This is a genomic window from Salinispora goodfellowii (genome assembly GCF_059570675.1).
The window spans coordinates 88206-104273 of sequence record NZ_JCANTD010000014.1 but is presented as its reverse complement, the minus strand read 5'-3'; the positions used below and the strand labels follow the sequence as shown (position 1 = coordinate 104273).

Annotated in this window: 11 protein-coding genes; 7 read left to right on the top strand and 4 right to left on the bottom strand. The window is 69.2% G+C overall.

Annotated elements, in window-relative coordinates; translation table 11 throughout:
- Window positions 1-286: 286 nt before the first annotated feature.
- The 4 genes from T398_RS15260 to T398_RS15245 all read left to right on the top strand — a co-directional run bounded on the left by T398_RS15260 (window position 287) and on the right by T398_RS15245 (window position 3211).
- Window positions 287-1117 carry an ETX/MTX2 family pore-forming toxin gene (locus tag T398_RS15260; RefSeq protein ID WP_496447609.1) on the top strand — a complete coding sequence of 277 codons (831 nt, stop codon included), beginning with the start codon at window positions 287-289 and terminating at the stop codon, window positions 1115-1117.
- A 174-nt stretch (window positions 1118-1291) separates the two neighbouring features.
- Window positions 1292-2077 carry an ISAs1 family transposase gene (locus T398_RS15255; RefSeq protein WP_496447607.1) on the top strand — a complete coding sequence of 262 codons (786 nt, stop codon included), beginning with the start codon at window positions 1292-1294 and terminating at the stop codon, window positions 2075-2077.
- Between the two features lie 77 nt (window positions 2078-2154).
- Window positions 2155-2787: a TetR/AcrR family transcriptional regulator gene (locus T398_RS15250; RefSeq protein WP_496447650.1), complete on the top strand. Its 633-nt coding sequence runs from the start codon at window positions 2155-2157 to the stop codon at window positions 2785-2787.
- A 34-nt stretch (window positions 2788-2821) separates the two neighbouring features.
- The gene (locus tag T398_RS15245) at window positions 2822-3211 is read left to right on the top strand and encodes a hypothetical protein (RefSeq protein WP_496447605.1); all 390 of its coding nucleotides are present in this window, start codon (window positions 2822-2824) and stop codon (window positions 3209-3211) included.
- Window positions 3212-3295: 84 nt separating this feature from the next.
- On the opposite strand, the gene T398_RS15240 is transcribed toward T398_RS15245, so the two are convergent.
- Window positions 3296-4705, bottom strand: coding sequence for a chitinase (locus tag T398_RS15240; protein ID WP_496447603.1), 1410 nt, complete (start codon window positions 4703-4705; stop codon window positions 3296-3298).
- Between the two features lie 149 nt (window positions 4706-4854).
- On the opposite strand from T398_RS15240, the gene T398_RS15235 reads away from it, so the two are divergent.
- Window positions 4855-6249: an MFS transporter gene (locus tag T398_RS15235; RefSeq protein ID WP_496447602.1), complete on the top strand. Its 1395-nt coding sequence runs from the start codon at window positions 4855-4857 to the stop codon at window positions 6247-6249.
- A 73-nt stretch (window positions 6250-6322) separates the two neighbouring features.
- Here T398_RS15235 and T398_RS15230 read toward each other — a convergent pair whose 3' ends face one another.
- Window positions 6323-7327 carry a glucosyl-3-phosphoglycerate synthase gene (locus T398_RS15230; protein WP_496447600.1) on the bottom strand — a complete coding sequence of 335 codons (1005 nt, stop codon included), beginning with the start codon at window positions 7325-7327 and terminating at the stop codon, window positions 6323-6325.
- Window positions 7328-7429: 102 nt separating this feature from the next.
- The gene (locus tag T398_RS15225) at window positions 7430-9346 is read right to left on the bottom strand and encodes a chorismate-binding protein (protein WP_496447599.1); all 1917 of its coding nucleotides are present in this window, start codon (window positions 9344-9346) and stop codon (window positions 7430-7432) included.
- Between the two features lie 279 nt (window positions 9347-9625).
- Between T398_RS15225 and T398_RS15220 the strand changes: the two genes are divergently transcribed.
- Window positions 9626-11011, top strand: coding sequence for an FGGY family carbohydrate kinase (locus T398_RS15220; protein WP_496447598.1), 1386 nt, complete (start codon window positions 9626-9628; stop codon window positions 11009-11011).
- Window positions 11012-11087: 76 nt separating this feature from the next.
- Here T398_RS15220 and T398_RS15215 read toward each other — a convergent pair whose 3' ends face one another.
- The gene (locus T398_RS15215) at window positions 11088-12461 is read right to left on the bottom strand and encodes a GH1 family beta-glucosidase (RefSeq protein ID WP_496447597.1); all 1374 of its coding nucleotides are present in this window, start codon (window positions 12459-12461) and stop codon (window positions 11088-11090) included.
- Between the two features lie 661 nt (window positions 12462-13122).
- Here T398_RS15215 and T398_RS15210 point away from each other — a divergent pair.
- Complete coding sequence (locus T398_RS15210; protein WP_496447648.1) at window positions 13123-16014, top strand: glycoside hydrolase family 48 protein; 2892 nt, start codon at window positions 13123-13125, stop codon at window positions 16012-16014.
- The last annotated feature ends 54 nt before the right edge of the window (window positions 16015-16068 follow it).

Genomic DNA, 16068 nt, shown 5'->3' with positions numbered 1-16068 from the left:
CGTCAGATGGTCTGTCAAATGATGGACAAGCTGGAATAGCTTGCGTAGAGGACCAAGCCAGAGCTAGTCTCTAAATAACGCAATGAAGGCTGCGGATGCCATCGGGAAGGGCTTCGGAGTAATTGCGGGCATGATTCATAGACGTCATCACCGAACTCTCAGTCGGATCGCCCAAGCATGCGGGATGGGGGTAATTGGGTTGGGCTAGTCCCACCATGAATCACGCCACGTTTCATCAATCTGTCTGTCGCCTACTGGATAGGCGTCAAGTCAAAGGAGAAATGGCATGAGATTAAAGCGGACGCGAGCGTTCCTGGCTGTGTCGATCGGCACCGTGGCTGCGGTGTTGATGACTGCCTCGCCCGCACAGGCGGCGACGATCACCAACATCAACTCACTGATCGAAGATCATTCGAGGTACGTCTACTTCGGGGGTCTTCAGATCTTCTTCCCACCAATTTTGGTTTCGGAAGCCGATGCGGTTCCGGTGGGTACGGCGCAGGTGGCATCGGATGGCCCGATCTACCTGGGGTGCGCACGGTTGACGAACTCCACAAGTTCGGACCAGACCCTGACGAGCCACTCGTTCAGCAAGTCCTACACGAACTCGGTGTCGACGACCGTAACCACTGGCGTGTCGTCAACCACGAAGGTTTCGGGCAGCTTCGCCCTCTCAGAAGTGATCGGCCTTGGCCTCGAAGAGTCAGTTACGGTCTCGTACCAAAATTCGAACACGCAGTCCGAGTCGATCAATGAGACTCACACCGCGCCATCCCAGCGTGTGATGGTACCCGCAGGACAAACCCGCTACGTCGTGTCGTCGCTGGCGCAATCCACCTACACTGGTTCGCTGTCACTGAACACCAGTTTTGGTGGCCCCTTTTCGGCTACCAGCATTCTAAACAGCAACCCCATCAACTACTTTGTCTATGACGTCTTGTCTCAGGCGAAAGACGCTGGCGCCCAGCTTCCTGCGGGGTTCTCGCTGAACGCCTCCACCCGAATGCTGGACTTCCACGGAGCCGGGACCTATACGGTGAGGGCTGGGACCAACTTCAGCGTCGACGTCCTGGAAACGTTGCCGGGTGAGTTGTCGGCAGCACAGTGTGTGATCTAAACGGGATCAGGCTGGCCGCCTAGCAGCCACCGGGTGTCCCACCGGCATCTGCCACAACGACAAAGCCCCGTCCGGCCATAGGTCGGGCGGGGCTTTGTGACAAGCACTCCCCGAGGGCTCCCGCCAAAATCTCGATCTGCGGCACCGGCGCCCGCACCGGCTGACCTGGTCCGGTTGGACGGCAAGACCGTCTGCGGCGCCGTCGACGCCGACGGGCAGCAGCTGCACCTGCTCGCGGCGTTGGCCGGCGGCGTCGAGCCCGGCACACCGGCGGTGGTGATCGGCCAGGTCGACGTCGCCGGGGCCAAGACCAACGAGCCGGCCCGCGCCCGCGACCTGCTGGAAACCCTCGACCTCGACGGCAGGACCGTCACCGCCGACGCGTTGCACACCGTCAAGGCCACCGCCGAACTCATCCACTCCCGCGGCGGCCGGTTCGTGTTCCCGGTCAAGGAGAACCGGCAGGCCCTGTTCGACGCCCTCAACACGCTGCCCTGGCCGGACACGCCGGCCGCCGCCACTCGCATCGACACCAGCCACGGGCGGACCAACCGGCGTACGATCCAGGTCCTACCTGCCCCGGCCGACCTGCCGTTTCCCCACGTCAACCAGGTCTGGCTGATCGAACGCTACGTCACCAACGCCGCCGGTCGGCACCTGCGCGCCGCCGCCCAACTCGGCGTGGCCAGCCACACCCCCGAACAGGCCACACCTGCCCAGATCGCGGCCTTCAACCAGGGCCACTGGGCTATCGAATCGCTGCACTGGATCAGAGACACCTGCTACCACGAAGACGCCAGCCAAGTCCGTACCCGAAACGGACCCCGCGTCCTGGCCTCCATGCGCAACCTCGCCATCAACGCCCTCCGCCTGGCCGGACGCTACGACATCACCGAAGCCACCCGCTGGGCCAGCCGTAACATGACCAGGCCCTTCACCATCCTCGGCCTCACATCATGATCTTGAAACGCCCGTGGGCCCCGGCCAGCGTGAGTAGTGGATATGATCATGGCGATCATTGAGATAGTTAGACATTAATCGAACGTTCGTTTAGCATCTGCAGGGTGTCCGATGAATCGCCGCCGAGAGGCGACAAGTCCTCCACAAAGAGGCGCATCCTCGCTGCCGCTATCACCCTCTTCGCCGATCAGGGTGTGGCGGGCACCGGGGTCCGTGCCATAGCGGCGGCAGCCGACGTCCACCCATCATTGATCATTCATTACTTTGGTACGAAGGACGGGCTACGAGTGGCCTGCGACAAGCATGTCGCGGCCTTCGTGCGGGAGCACAAGCAGCAGGTGATGAGGGCCGGAAGGTTCGATCCGGCGGAGCTGCGTGACCTGGGTGACGGGCCGCCGCTGCTGCGATACCTGGCCCGGACGCTGGCCGACGGCTCCCCGCACACGGCCGCGCTGGTTGACGAGATGGTCAATGACGCGGTCGGTTACCTCGCCGACGGAGTCGCCTCGGGCTTGATCCGACCGACGGATCACCCCTACGAACGGGCGGCGCTCCTGGCGATCTGGTCCCTGGGCGCACTCGCACTCCACGAACATGTGCAGCGGCTGCTCGGCGTTGACCTGACCGCCCTCGATGGTGCGACAGCGGTGGAGTCAACCTACGGGCGCGTTGCGTCGGAGCTACTTGGTAACGGGATCTTTCGCACCTGATTGATTGCTACTCACACCCCCTGAGGCGGCGAACATGGACCTGACCCAGACGCTCGGAAAAATCCTCTCGCTGTATCTGTTGACCTCCGGAGTCGCGTTTATCGTGGCCACCCAGTTCTATCTGCGACTCACCCAGCGGGCCGACCGGTCGGACCTGATGGCGGTGAACATCTCCGGCATGGTGCACCTCTTTGTTGGCTTCGGCGTACTGGTCACCCACTTCGAGTGGAGTGGCCTGCCGGAGGTGCTGGTGACCCTGCTGGGAGTCTTCTTCACCCTGCGCGGTATCAGCTACTACTGGATCCCCCAGCTGGTGCTCCGACCGGCGGAACAGGGGCGGGGGTCCGCGCGGGGGCTCCGGGTGCTGGGGGCTGGCTTCATCGGCTACGGCGCTCTCCTCGGCTACCTCAGCTTCTTCGGCTGAGCCAGTAGCGGGAAAACACGAGGGTCGGCAGCACCGGATTCGGCGGCGCCGACCCTCGGGCGTTCGCTGCCCACCTCAGCGGAGTCAGGGCAGGGTGTCCAGGTGCGGGCCGACGGTCTGGGCGAAGCTGTTGCCGTTGGTCACGTCCCAGTTCACCGACCAGGTCATTGCGCCACGCAGCCCCGGGTAGGTGCGGGGTGGCCGGAAGCTGCCGCAACTCGTCCCCCTGGTCAGGCAGTCCAACGCGGCGTTGACCACGCCGGGTGCGACGATCCCCCCACCGGCCGCCCCGGGGCCGGCTGGCAGGCCAAGCCCGACCTGGTCCGGCCGCAGCCCCGCCTCCAGCTGGATGCAGGCCAGCGCGACGATGAAGTTCACCGTTCCCTGGCTGTAGGCGAACCGCTGGTCGCAGCCGAGCATCGCGCCGGAGTTGTAGAACTGGGTGTTGACCACCGTCAGGATGTCCTGGATGTCGAGCGCCAGCTTGAAGTAGCTGGTGGTCGGGTTCTGCATGTCGATGGTTTGGGGTGCCATTGCGATGATCAGTCCAGCACCGACCTGGGCCCGCAGGGACCGTAGGGCCTGCGCCATGTAGGTGGGATTGAGACCGTTCTCCAGGTCGATGTCCACCCCGTCGAAGCCGTACTGCTGGATCAACGCGTACACGGAGTCGGCGAAGGCGACCGCGGAGGCCGCGTCGTTGACGGTAACCCGTCCGGTCTCGCCGCCGACCGAGATGATGACCTTCTTGCCCTGGCTCTTGAGCGTCTGTACGTCGGCCGAGAAGTCCGCATCGGTGTAGCCACCCAGTGCAGCGGAGAGACCCGGGTCGACGGCGAAGGTCACCTCGCCGGGGGTGGCGGTCGCCTCGGCGAAGGCGACGGCGACCACGTCGTACTCGGCGGGGACCTCCCGCAGGCGCAGCTCGACCGCCGGGTTGTCGAAGTTGTGCCAGTAGCCGGTGAGGATGTGCGCGGGCAGGTCGTCATTCGGGGGAGCGGTGGTGGGGGGTGGGGTCGTGGGCGGCGCGGTGGTCGGTGGGCTGGTGGTGGGCGGCGCGGTGGTGGGCGGTGGTGGAGACGTGGTGGGCGGTGGTGCGCCGCCGCACTCCGCGCCGTTGAGTTGGCAGTTGGTCGGTGAGCCGGGCCCGCTGCCAATGAAGCCGAAGGAGACCGCTGCGCCCGGCGCGATGGTGCCGTTCCAGGACTGGTTGCTGAAGGTGTACCGCTGGCCGGAGGAGTGCAGCAGCGCCTCCCAGTGGGTGCCGACCGTCGTGCCGGCGGGCAGGTCGAAGGCGACACTCCAGCCGGTCACGCTGCTGCTGCCGCCGTTGGTGATCGTGTACTTACCCTCCCACCCGGTGCCCCAGTCGGAAACCTTGGCGAAGGCCGCGGTGGGGCCGGCGGCGTACGCCGGTTTCGCCAGCCAGGCCGCGCCGAGCGCGACGGTCAGGACGGTGACCAGGGGCAGGATCAGGGAACTGGGACGCTTCATGGGAGCCTCCAGGCCCGGACAGGCATCTGTCGGTAGCTACGTCACCCTTCCATTATTAAGACTGTTAACTATTTGTGTCCAGGGTGTTCGGGCCGCACTGGCCGCAGGTGAGGTACGGGCTGCGGAACAAGGAAGACATTCTCGTATGAATGGTACGATTCGATGTGTCGTTCCGTCCGCGTCTGCCCCAGCCCCACGGCCAAGGTGACGCATCGGCGGGGGAGGAGGCCCGGCCGCGGCGCGAGCTGACCCTGTTTGCGGCCGCCGCGTGCATCTTCCTCGTGCAGCTGGACTTCTATGCGTTGAATCTCGCCTTGCCGGCGATGGCGGCGGAGTTGGGTACCACCACCACTGATCTGCACTGGGTGGTCAGCGGCTACATCCTGGCCCAGGCGGCGTTTCTCATCCCCGGTGGCAAGCTCGGCGACATCCTCGGTCGCCGCCGCATGCTGCTGGTCGGCCTGCTCATCTTCGGGGCGGCTTCGCTCGGTGCCGGTCTGGGCTCCGACCTGCCGATCGTGATCGCTTTTCGGGCCGTGCAGGGGATGGGTTCGGGCATCGTGTTCCCCCTCGCCTTCGCGGTGATCACCGAGGCATTCCCGGGGAAGCAGGCGAAGCGGGCGATCGGCAAAGCCTACGGCATCGGGGCGGTGGCGCTGGCGCTGGGGCCGCTGCTCGGCGGCGGGGTCACCGAGTGGCTCAGCTGGCGCAGCGTGCTCCTGGTGAACGTGCCGCTCTGCGTTGTCGCCATCGTCGCCATCGTCGCCTGGCTGCCGGAGTCGCGGGACCCCACGGTGTCGAGGGCGATTGACCTGGCGGGTCTGGTCGTGGTGGTGTTCGGGATCCTCGCGATCACCGTGGCCGCGGACCGGATGAACGCCTGGCGACCGGTGGTGGCCACCGCCCTCGCTGTCGGTGGGCTGGTGCTGCTGGCCGCGTTCGTGCTCCGGGAACGGGTCGCCGAAAGTCCGCTGGTCCGGCTGGACCTCTTCTACGACGCCAAGTTCGTGGCGGTGACCCTGATGGGGCTGGTCGCCAACATCGCCTTCGTGGTCACGATCTTCGCCACCACCATCCATCTACAACAGGTCCGGGGCTACTCGCCGTTCGTCGCGGGCCTGGCGGTCCTCACCGCCTCGATCAGCGGTGGCATCGCCGGTCCGTTCGCGGGTCGGCTCAGCCAACGGGTCGAGGTGCGTCGGTTGATCGCCGCGGCCACCCTGGTCGGGGCGGTCGGCCTGGTCGTGGTGGCCTTTGGCGGTGAGATCGTGCCGTACCTGATCGGCCTGGCCGTCGCCGGGTTCGGCTACCGGACCGGGCTCACCCTGACCAACATGGGCACGCAGGCCATGGTCCCGGCCGAGCGAGCCGGCGAGGCATCCGGGACCACGCTCTCGATCCTCTCCGCCGGCTCGGGCCTCGCGATCGCGACGGCCGGCACGCTGATCGAGCAGGGCAACCTCGCCACCGGCATCATGCGGGTTCTCCTGGGAGTCGCGGCCGGTAGCGCCGTGGCCGCGCTGCTGCTGGTCCGGATCCCCTGACCCACCCGACCGGGCAACGCCGCTGCCCGGGTGGCCAGGGGGTGACTCCACGGCCGAGGTGTTGGCGCCGCCGCTACCGGCGCGGCACCAGGTGCCGCAGCTCCCGCAGGGGCGCCCGTTCCTGCACCGAAACGTCGTTGACGACGATCTCCCGGTCCAGGTTGGGTAGCTCCTCCGAGTCGCCGCGGCGGAACTGGGCCAGCAGGGTAGCTGGGCTGGTTCCCGCGACGGCCCAGCCCTGCTGCTGCAACCGTGCCCAGACGGTGTGCATGATCTGCGCGGACATCCGCCCCAACGCCTCGGTGTCCTGGTGGCGGTGCTTCCGGATGCCAAGGTCAACCTGGGACAGCGCGTCCAGGCCGACCAGTTCCAGCAGGTCAACCAGCATGGCCGTCTCCACCCCGTAGCCGGTGACGAACGGCAGCTGTTCCAGCACCTGACGTCGACCTGCGTATTCGCCGGCCAGGGGCTGCACGAAGCCGGCCAGCTCCGGCCAGAACAGGTTCAGCAGCGGCCGGACCATCAGCTCCGTCACCCGCCCGCCCTCGTTGTCCTCCTCGGGGCCGGACTGGTCTTCCAGCGGTCGGTGGTAGAAGCCCTTCACGAAATCGACCGACGGGTCGGTGAGCAACGGGCCGAGCAGACCACGTACGAAGTGCGGCCGGAACTCACGCAGGTCAGCGTCGACGAAGGCGACGAGGTTTCCGTCGGTGGCGGCCAGGCCGGCCCAGAGCGCATCGCCCTTGCCGGTCAGCCGGGGCAGGCCCTGGGTGATCTCGTCCTGGCTGACCACCTCCGCCCCGGCGGCCCGGGCCACCTCCGCGGTCCGGTCGGTGGACCGGGAGTCGACCACGACCAGCTCATCCACGAGGGGGATCTGCTCCATCAGGTGTTCGCGGATCGTCGAGACGATCGGCCCGGTCGTCGCCTCCTCGTTGTAGGCGGGTAGCACCACGCTGACCCGGTTCTCCCCCTTCGCCTCCATCAGCCGTTCGGTGTGCCAATCCTGCGCCGATGATGTCCGAGATGTGGTCCATGCGTCGACAACCGGTGAGACGGTCGGTTCTGGATCCCGCACTGGCACCCCCCGAGTCCTGGCGGAACGCGCGGGTGGACTTCCCCTTCGTACGCCGGTTAACCCGCGTGGCGCAGGGGCGAGGCGGCTGCCGGGTTGCCGGTGTCACCGTGCCACGGGTCGTGGGCACCGGCGGCTCGCCGCGGGCAGCAGGTCGTCCAACAGGTCGGCGAGCACATCCACGCCGTCCGGGCTGAGCACCGACTCGGGGTGGAACTGCACCCCAGCCATGCCGGCGCCGCGCAGCGCGTGTACCGCACCGCTGGTGTTGTCCCGGGCCACCTCCACCGGGCCGTACGGGGTGGGCAGGCGATCTGTCTCCGCTCGGGCGGTGAAGGTCGAGTAGAAGCCGACCCGCCGCTGGACGCCGAAGATTTCCACCTCCCGCTGCAGCCCCTGGTACGGGGCGTCCCGGCGGTGCAGGGGCAGCCCGAGCAGCCCGCAGAGCAGCTGGTGGCCGAGGCAGACCGCGAGGGTTGGCTGGCCGGTGGCGAGGAGTTCGGTGAGCAGCCGGCGCAGCGCCGCCATCTTCGGCTGGGTCAGCGCTGCCGGGTCACCGGGTCCCGGGCCGACCACCACCAGGTCGAATCCGTCCCGCGGGCCGGGCGCGTCCCAGGGCCGCACGGTAACGCTGAGGCCGAGTGCCCGTAGCTGGTGGGCGAGCATGCCGGTGAAGGTGTCCTCCCCGTCCACGATCAACGCCCGGCGGCCGGTGAGCCCGGGACGGCCGGGGGTGTCCGCCGGCCGCTGGTCCAGCCAGAACCGGGCCAGCGGCGCGTTGCGGGCGGCCAACGCCGCGCGTACCTCCGGGTCGTCGGCGAGCCGTGGCACCGCCCCCGTGGCTGCCGCGGGTGCCTGCGGGCCGAGGCCCAGCGCGGCGAGCACCCCGGCGGCCTTGGCGTGGGTCTCGGCGACCTCCCCGGCGGCGACCGAGTGTCGGACCAGGGTCGCCCCGACCGACACCCGCAGCTCACCGGTGGGGGAGAGCGCGGCGGTACGGATCAGGATTGGGGCGTCGAGGGTCTGCCGGCCGCTTTCGTCCCGACCGAGCAGCGCCAGCACCCCCGCGTAGTAGCCGCGCCCGGTGCGCTCGTGCCGCGCGATGACCCGGCACGCGTTCTCCATCGGGCTGCCGGTCACCGTGGGGGCGAACATCGTCTCCCGCAGCACGTCGCGGACGTCCTTCGAGCCTCGCCCCGCCAGCAGGTACTCGGTGTGGGCGAGGTGAGACATCTCCTTCAGGTACGGGCCGACCACCTGGCCTCCCCGCTCGGCCACCGAGGCCATCATCTTCAGCTCCTCGTCGAGGACCATGTACAGCTCCTCGACCTCCTTCGGGTCGGCGAGGAAGCGCAGCAGGTCAGCCCGGTCGGCAGCAGCGCCGGTGTGGCGGAAGGTGCCGCTGATCGGGTTCATCAGGACCAGCCCGTCGTCCACGCTGACGTGCCGCTCCGGGCTCGCCCCCACCAGCGTCCGAGCGCCGGTGTGCACGACGAACGTCCAGTAGGCACCGCGTTCGCGTAGCAACAGCGAGCGCAGCGCCGCCAGCGCCGCCCCCAGCGGCGCACCCTGCACGGTGGCGTGCAGCGTGCGGTGGATGACGAAGTTGGCGCCTGCTCCCTGGCCGATCTCGTCGGCCAGGACCCGGTCGACGGTGGCCGCGTACTCCTCGTCGGAGCTGTCGAAGCCCGCGTTCCGGGTGACCACCGCGGCGTCCGGCAGCGCCGCCAGCGCCGTCGGGAGGTCAATCTCCTCGTGCCGGTCGATCACCAGGCACTCCAGCGGGGCGCCGTCGTCAACGCAGTCGAAGCCCCGTTCGATCACCTGCCGGTAGGGCACCAGCGCGAGGGTGGCTGGCCCCGCTGCCCCGGTCGACAGCGGGATGTCGGCGAGTCGTTCCACCACCCGTACCGACCCGGTGTAGAGGTCGAGGTGGTCGGCGCCCTCACGGCGGACGAGCGCGAACGGGCCGGGGTCGGTGCCGGCGGCGACGGCGGCGAGTAGCAGGGGAAGGTGGGTCATCGGGTCTCCTCGGTCCGGTGCCACCCGACGGGCGGTCCGGTGCCGGTCCGAGACCGATGGCCGCCTCGACGGGCGGCCGCGTGATGCTACGCGCGGAGCGCGGCCGCCGGGTCGGCGGGCCACCAGCGGTGCGGGTGCGCGAGCATGCCGACCAGCCTACGCGGTCGTCGCCGAGGGCGGAAGTGAGGGCTTCACCTCGCCGGGTCGGACAGCGTGACGACGAGGGCCAGGGGCGGAAGCGAGAGCTTCACTCCGCCGGGCCGGATAGCGTGACCGACGATGACCACACTCGCGTTGGAGCTGGGCACCTCCTCGGTACGTGGCCTGGTGCTCGACGAGGCAGTCCGGCTGCTGCCCGGGGCGTTGGCCCGGCGGCCGGTGAGTCCTGTCATCGGCGGGGACGGCGCCGGCACGCTGGATGCGCAGAGCTACCTCGCCTGCCTGGGGCAGTGCCTGGACGAGTTGGCCGCCGGCGGGCACCTGGACGGCGTCGAACTGGTGGCGACCTCCGCGCAGTGGCACTCGGTGGTCGCGCTCGCCGCCGACTGCACCCCGATCGGCCCGGTGCTCACCTGGCTGGACACCCGACCGGTGCCGCTGCCCGGGCAATCCGGCCCGCGCGACCCGGAGGCTTTCCACCAGCGCACCGGCACCTGGTGGCATCGCTGCTACTGGTCGGTCCGGCTGCCCTGGCTACGGGCGAGGGTCGGCGGTTCCGCCACCCGCTTCGCCGGGCTGGCCGAGTACGTCCTCGGCGTGCTGCTGGACCCGGTCCCGATGTCGGTGTCGCAGGCATCCGGCACCGGCCTGCTCGACCTCGGCTCGATGGACTGGGACCCGGAGGCGTGTGCGCTGGCCGACACCGGCTCGGGGGAGTTGCCGGAGTTGGCGCCGGTGGACTGGCATGGTCGGCTGCGCTCGGAGTACGCGCGCCGCTGGCCGCCGTTGGCTAGGGCCCGGTGGACGGCCCCGATCGGTGACGGGGCCGCGTCGAATGTCGGCTCGGGCTGCGTTGATCCGGGACGGGCGGCGGTGACGGTGGGCACCTCGGCGGCGGTCCGGGTGGTGCGGGCGGTCGCGCCGGGGGAGCCGCTGCCCCGGCTGGCACCGAGCCTCTGGCGGTACCGGGTTGACCAGCGGCACATCGTCACCGGGAAGGCGTACTCCGCGGGCGGCAACCTCTTCGCCTGGGCCAACCGGGAGCTGCGGCTCCCGGACCGGGCCGAGCTGAGCGCGGCCCTGGCCCGGGTGCCCGTCGTCGGCGGTGGACCCCTGGTGAACATCTGTTTCGGGGGCGACCGGCCACCCGGATTGGCTCCGGCGGGTTCCGGAGTGTTGGCCGGGCTCGGCTTCGACACCACCGCCGTGGAGATCTTGGCCGGCCTGATGCGGGGCCTGAGCGAACTGGTCGCGGTGGACCTGGCGGCCCTGGAGTCGGAGCTGGGTTCGCGGCCGGTCGAGGTCGTCCTGGGCGGCGGAGCGATGGCGGCGTCCGAGTGGTGGCGTCGGGCCTTCGCCGTGGCCCTCGCTCCCCGGTCGGTCTGGTACCAGCGGAGCCCGGAGATCGGCGCGACGGGCGCGGCGCTGGTGGCACTCGGTCGGGTCGGCGACGCGGCCGGGGTCGTCGACCTGGACCGGACCGGTGAGCTGACCGCTCCCTCCTGACCTCCGCGCCACCGAACTTTCGCGCCACCGGCGCTGTTGCACCGCTTCCGAGTGCGGCGTGGGTTGCGCTTCGCGGTCAGAACCCGCCCGCCGCGATCACCTCGCGGTACCAGTGTGCGCTGCGCTTGGGCACTCGGCGTTGGGTTGGGTAGTCCACGTAGACCAGCCCCCAGCGCTGGTCGTAGCCTTCGGCCCACTCGAAGTTGTCCAGCAGGGACCAGACGTGGAAGCTCTCCAGCGGTACGCCGGCGGCGATGGCGCGGTGGGTGGCGGCCAGGTGGTCGCGGAGGAACTGGATCCGCCGGCCGTCGTCAACCGTCCCGTCCGCGCCGAGGGTGTCCGGGGTGGGCAGGCCGTTTTCGGTGACGGTCAGTGGGATCGGGCCGTAGTCCCGGGTGATCCGGGTGAGGATGTCGTACATGCCTTCGGGGTAGATCTGCTGCCAGGATGCCTCGGAGGTGGGCCAGCGGCGCACGGTGGTGCCCGCAGCGGTGACGTAGTACGGGGTGTAGTACTGCACGGCCAGTAGGTCCACGGGAGCGGAGATGATGCCGAGGTCGCCGTCGTGGATGCCGTGGATCATCCGGTGGCCCGGGCCGAGATCGTCGAGCACGTCCTGGGGGTACTGGCCGGTGAGCGTCGAGTCGAGGTAGAGCCGGTTCTCGTAGCCGTCGTAGCGCCAGGCGGCCTTGGTCGCGTCGGGGGAGGAGTCGGCCGGGTAGCACGGGTGCAGGTTGAACGCCGGCCCGATGCGCCCGGTCCCACTGCCGGCCCGGTACGCCCGAACGGCGAGTCCGTGCGCGAGCTGTAGGTGGTGCGCGACCAGGTACGCGGCCTGCTGGTCCTGGTGACCGGGGGCGTGATGGCCGGAGAGGTAGCCGTTCTGCACCACGGTCTTCGGTTCGTTGATGGTGAGCCAGGTCGGCACCCGGTCCCCGAGGGCGCGGAAGAGGTGTTCGGCGTAGTCGGCGAAGCGGTAGGCGACTTCCCGGGATTCCCAGCCGCCCCGGTCCTGGAGGGCTTGGGGGAGGTCCCAGTGGAACAACGTCGCCACCGGCTGGATGTCGCGGTCGTGTAGTCCGTCGAGCAGCCGCCGGTAGAAGTCCAGCCCGCGCTGGTTGGGGGTACCGGTGCCGTCGGCCTGGATGCGGGGCCAGGCGATGGAGAACCGGTAGCTGCGCAGGCCCAGCTCGGCCATGAGGTCGAGGTCCGCGTCGTACCGGTGGTAGTGGTCGGCGGCGTTGTCACCGGTGTCGCCGTTACGGATGCGTCCGGGGGTGTGACTGAAGGTGTCCCAGATCGATTCGCCCCGGCCGTCCTCCTTGGCCGCGCCCTCGATCTGGTAGGCGGAGGTGGCGGCTCCCCAGCCGAAGTTCGGTGGGAAGCGCAGGGTGCCGGCCGGCTGGTGCTCTGCGCTGTCGGGCTGCGAGGGGTGGGGGAGGGTCGACATCGGGAGAGTCTCCTCTGCTAGTGCTGAACCGGACCGGGAGCGCTCCCAAGAACAGAGTACGCCTTCGGTTCTCCCGGCGGGAGCCCGGAGGCGAGGGGATTCTGGGCGGGGCGTGGGGCGGTGCGCCCCGGTCGCACTGTCGCCGGGGCGCGAGATGGGGGCGGGGGAGGGCAGCCCCCGCCCCCATCGGTGCTGGACACACCGGGTCGGACGGCGGCGTCTGGCCCGCGTGTGTCACCGGGGAGCCGGGTCACGCGAGTGGCTTGTGGAGTCACCTCCTTCCACTGTGGAAGTGGGAGGCGAGGTGGAAGCGCTCCCAATTTTCTGGTGCAACTGTAACGTCTCGTAACTACTTTGTGAAAGCGCCTTAACAAAATTGAAACATCTAACTGGAATGAGTCAGTCTCCTTGTGGGAGCGTTTCCAGGCGTGGCAAGCTGATGGATGAGCCGCCGTCGCGCGAGCGCGGGGCCGAGGGCAGCCGGGACGTCCGGTGCGGCACCCGAGGTGGACGGGTGCCCGTCCACGCCACGTCACCGGCCCCGGTCCTTGGCCGGGGGACCTTCACCCCGGGTGCCTCGACCGCCGCAGGAAGAACGGCCAGGCGCCCCGCCGGAGTCTCGGCTCCGGCCTGGCCCGAGGAGACACCGCGCATGAGACCCATGAACCGACGCCGCGGCTGGGCGACAGCCACCGCGGCGATGCTGGCGGTAGCCGGCGGGGCGGCCCTACCCGCGCCGGCCGCGTCGGCCGCGCCGGCCTGCGACGTCAGCTACACGACCAACGACTGGGGCAGCGGCTTCACCGCGAACATCACCCTCACCAATCTCGGCGACCCGATCACGGACTGGACCCTGCGGTTTTCCTTCGCCGGCAACCAGAACATCACCCACGGCTGGTCGGCGCGGTGGAGCCAGAGCGGCAGCGACGTCACCGCCACCAACGAGGCGTGGAACGCCCACCTCGGCACCGGCGGCACCGCGCAGATCGGCTTCAACGCCGCATACAGCGGTACCAACGCCGACCCGACCTCGTTCTCCGTCAACGGTGTTCCCTGCGGTGGTGCGCAGCAGCCGCCGACGGTCTCGCTGAACGTGCCGGCTGGGCCCTTCGAGGCGCCGGCCGACGTGCCGCTGGCGGCCACCGCCAGCGACCCGGACGGGAGCATCAGCAAGGTCGAGTTCTACCGCAACGGTCTGCTGGTCAACACCGACACCACCGCGCCGTACGCGTACACCCTGCCGGGGCTGCCGGCCGGCTCCTACACCGTGCAGGCCAAGGCGTACGACGACACCGGGCTCAGCGCGATCGCGGAGCAGTCCTTCACCGTCGGGCCCGCCACCGGCCCGCAACTGGTCGCTACCCCGGCCACGGTGGGCGTACCGGAGGGCGGCAGCGTCACCGTGACCCTGACGTTGAGTGCGGCGCCGGCCGCGAACGTCCTGGTGAGCCTTGGCCGTACCGGTGACTCCGACCTCACCGTCGCCCCCACCTCGCTGACGCTGACCAGCGGGAACTGGAACACCGGTGTCGACGTGGCCGTGTCGGCGGCCGAGGACGCCGACACCGCCGGGGGGCGTGCGACGATCACCGCCTCCGCCGCCGGCCTCGCCGCCCTGACGATTACCGCGACGGAGATTGACAACGACACTCCCGGTGGCGACAACGAGTACATCGCGCGGTTCCTCACCCAGTACGGCAAGATCAAGAATTCTGGGTACTTCAGCCCCGAGGGGGTGCCGTACCACTCCATCGAGACCCTGATCGTCGAGGCGCCGGACCATGGCCACGAGACCACGAGTGAGGCGTTCAGCTTCTGGCTCTGGTTGGAGGCGCAGTACGGCCGGGTGACCGAGGACTGGGCGCCGTTCAACAACGCCTGGACGGTACTGGAGAACTACATCATCCCCTCCGCCGCCGACCAGCCGACCGCGGGCGCCCCCGGCACCGCGCAGTACGCCGCCGAGTACGACCTGCCCAGCGAGTACCCGGCGCAGCTGCAACCGAGCGTCCCGGTCGGTCAGGACCCGTTGCGGGCCGAACTCCAGTCCACCTACGGCACCGGTGACATCTACGGCATGCACTGGCTGCTCGACGTGGACAACACCTACGGCTTCGGCCGGTGTGGCGACGGCACCACCCGGCCGGCGTACATCAACACCTTCCAGCGTGGGCAGCAGGAGTCGGTCTGGGAGACCGTCCCGCAGCCGTCCTGCGAGACCTTCACCCACGGCGGGCAGTACGGCTTCCTGGACATCTCCGTCCAGGAGCAGAACGCGCCGGCGAAGCAGTGGAAGTACACCAACGCGCCGGACGCCGACGCCCGAGCGGTGCAGGCCGCCTACTGGGCGTTGACCTGGGCCACGCAGCAGGGCCGGGCCGCGGAGGTGGCGGCCACCGTGGCCAAGGCCGCCAAGCTGGGCGACTACCTGCGGTACGCGATGTTCGACAAGTACTTCAAGCAGATCGGCAACTGTGTCGGGGCGTCCACCTGCCCCGCCGGCAGTGGTCGGGAGTCCGCGCACTACCTCCTGTCCTGGTACTACGCCTGGGGTGGCGCGTACGAGCAGGGTCAGAACTGGTCGTGGCGGATTGGCTCCAGCCACAACCACTTCGGCTACCAGAACCCCTTCGCCGCCTGGGCCCTGACCACCGTGCCGGAGCTGGAGCCGAGGTCGCCGAGCGCGACCACCGACTGGGCCCAGAGTCTGCAGCGGCAGCTGGAGCTGTATACCTGGCTTCAGTCCGCCGAGGGCGCGATCGCCGGTGGCGCGACCAACAGCTGGGGCGGCCGGTACGGTCAGCCACCCGCGGGCACGCCGACCTTCTACGGCATGTTCTACGACGAGAAGCCGGTCTATCACGACCCGCCGTCGAACCAGTGGTTCGGCATGCAGGTCTGGTCGATGCACCGGATCGCCGAGCTGTACCTCGAGACCGGGGACGCCCGGGCCGAGGCGTTGCTGGACCGGTGGGTGCCGTGGGCGATCGCCAACACCACGCTGGGCGCCGACTGGTCGATCCCGGCCGAGCTCACCTGGACGGGCCAGCCGAACACGTGGCACCCGACCAACCCGGAGCCGAACACCGATCTGCACGTCGAGGTGACCGAGACCGGCCAGGACGTCGGTGCCGCTGCCGCCTACGCCCGGACCCTGACCGCGTACGCGGCGAGGTCGGGGAACGTGGCCGCGAAGAACACGGCCAAGGGGTTGTTGGACGCGCTACACGCGGCGAGCGATGCCCTGGGCGTGTCGACGGTGGAGACGCGCGGCGACTACGAGCGCTTCGACGATGTCTACGACGCCAGCACCGGGCAGGGCCTCTACCTGCCGCCGGGCTGGACGGGCACGATGCCCAACGGCGACGTGATCGAGGCGGGCAGGAGTTTCGTCGAGATCCGGTCGTTCTACCTCAACGATCCGGACTGGCCGAAGGTCCAGGCTTATCTGGACGGCGGCGCGGAGCCGACGTTCCGTTACCACCGGTTCTGGGCCCAGGCCGATGTCGCGATGGCGTATGCCGACTTTGGGCGGCTCTTTCCGAATGACTGACTGCAGATTTGGAACCTAACGGACATTACCCCCGGATCGCTGGGTCGATACGAG

Bases quoted from the DNA above. Each gene is read 5' to 3' on its own strand.
- T398_RS15260 (WP_496447609.1), top strand. From the start codon at position 287: ATGAGATTAAAGCGGACGCGAGCGTTCCTGGCTGTGTCGATCGGCACC.
- T398_RS15245 (WP_496447605.1), top strand. From the start codon at position 2,822: ATGGACCTGACCCAGACGCTCGGAAAAATCCTCTCGCTGTATCTGTTG.
- T398_RS15240 (WP_496447603.1), bottom strand. From the start codon at position 4,705: ATGAAGCGTCCCAGTTCCCTGATCCTGCCCCTGGTCACCGTCCTGACC.
- T398_RS15235 (WP_496447602.1), top strand. From the start codon at position 4,855: ATGGTACGATTCGATGTGTCGTTCCGTCCGCGTCTGCCCCAGCCCCAC.
- T398_RS15225 (WP_496447599.1), bottom strand. From the start codon at position 9,346: ATGACCCACCTTCCCCTGCTACTCGCCGCCGTCGCCGCCGGCACCGAC.
- T398_RS15220 (WP_496447598.1), top strand. From the start codon at position 9,626: ATGACCACACTCGCGTTGGAGCTGGGCACCTCCTCGGTACGTGGCCTG.
- T398_RS15215 (WP_496447597.1), bottom strand. From the start codon at position 12,461: ATGTCGACCCTCCCCCACCCCTCGCAGCCCGACAGCGCAGAGCACCAG.
- T398_RS15210 (WP_496447648.1), top strand. From the start codon at position 13,123: ATGAACCGACGCCGCGGCTGGGCGACAGCCACCGCGGCGATGCTGGCG.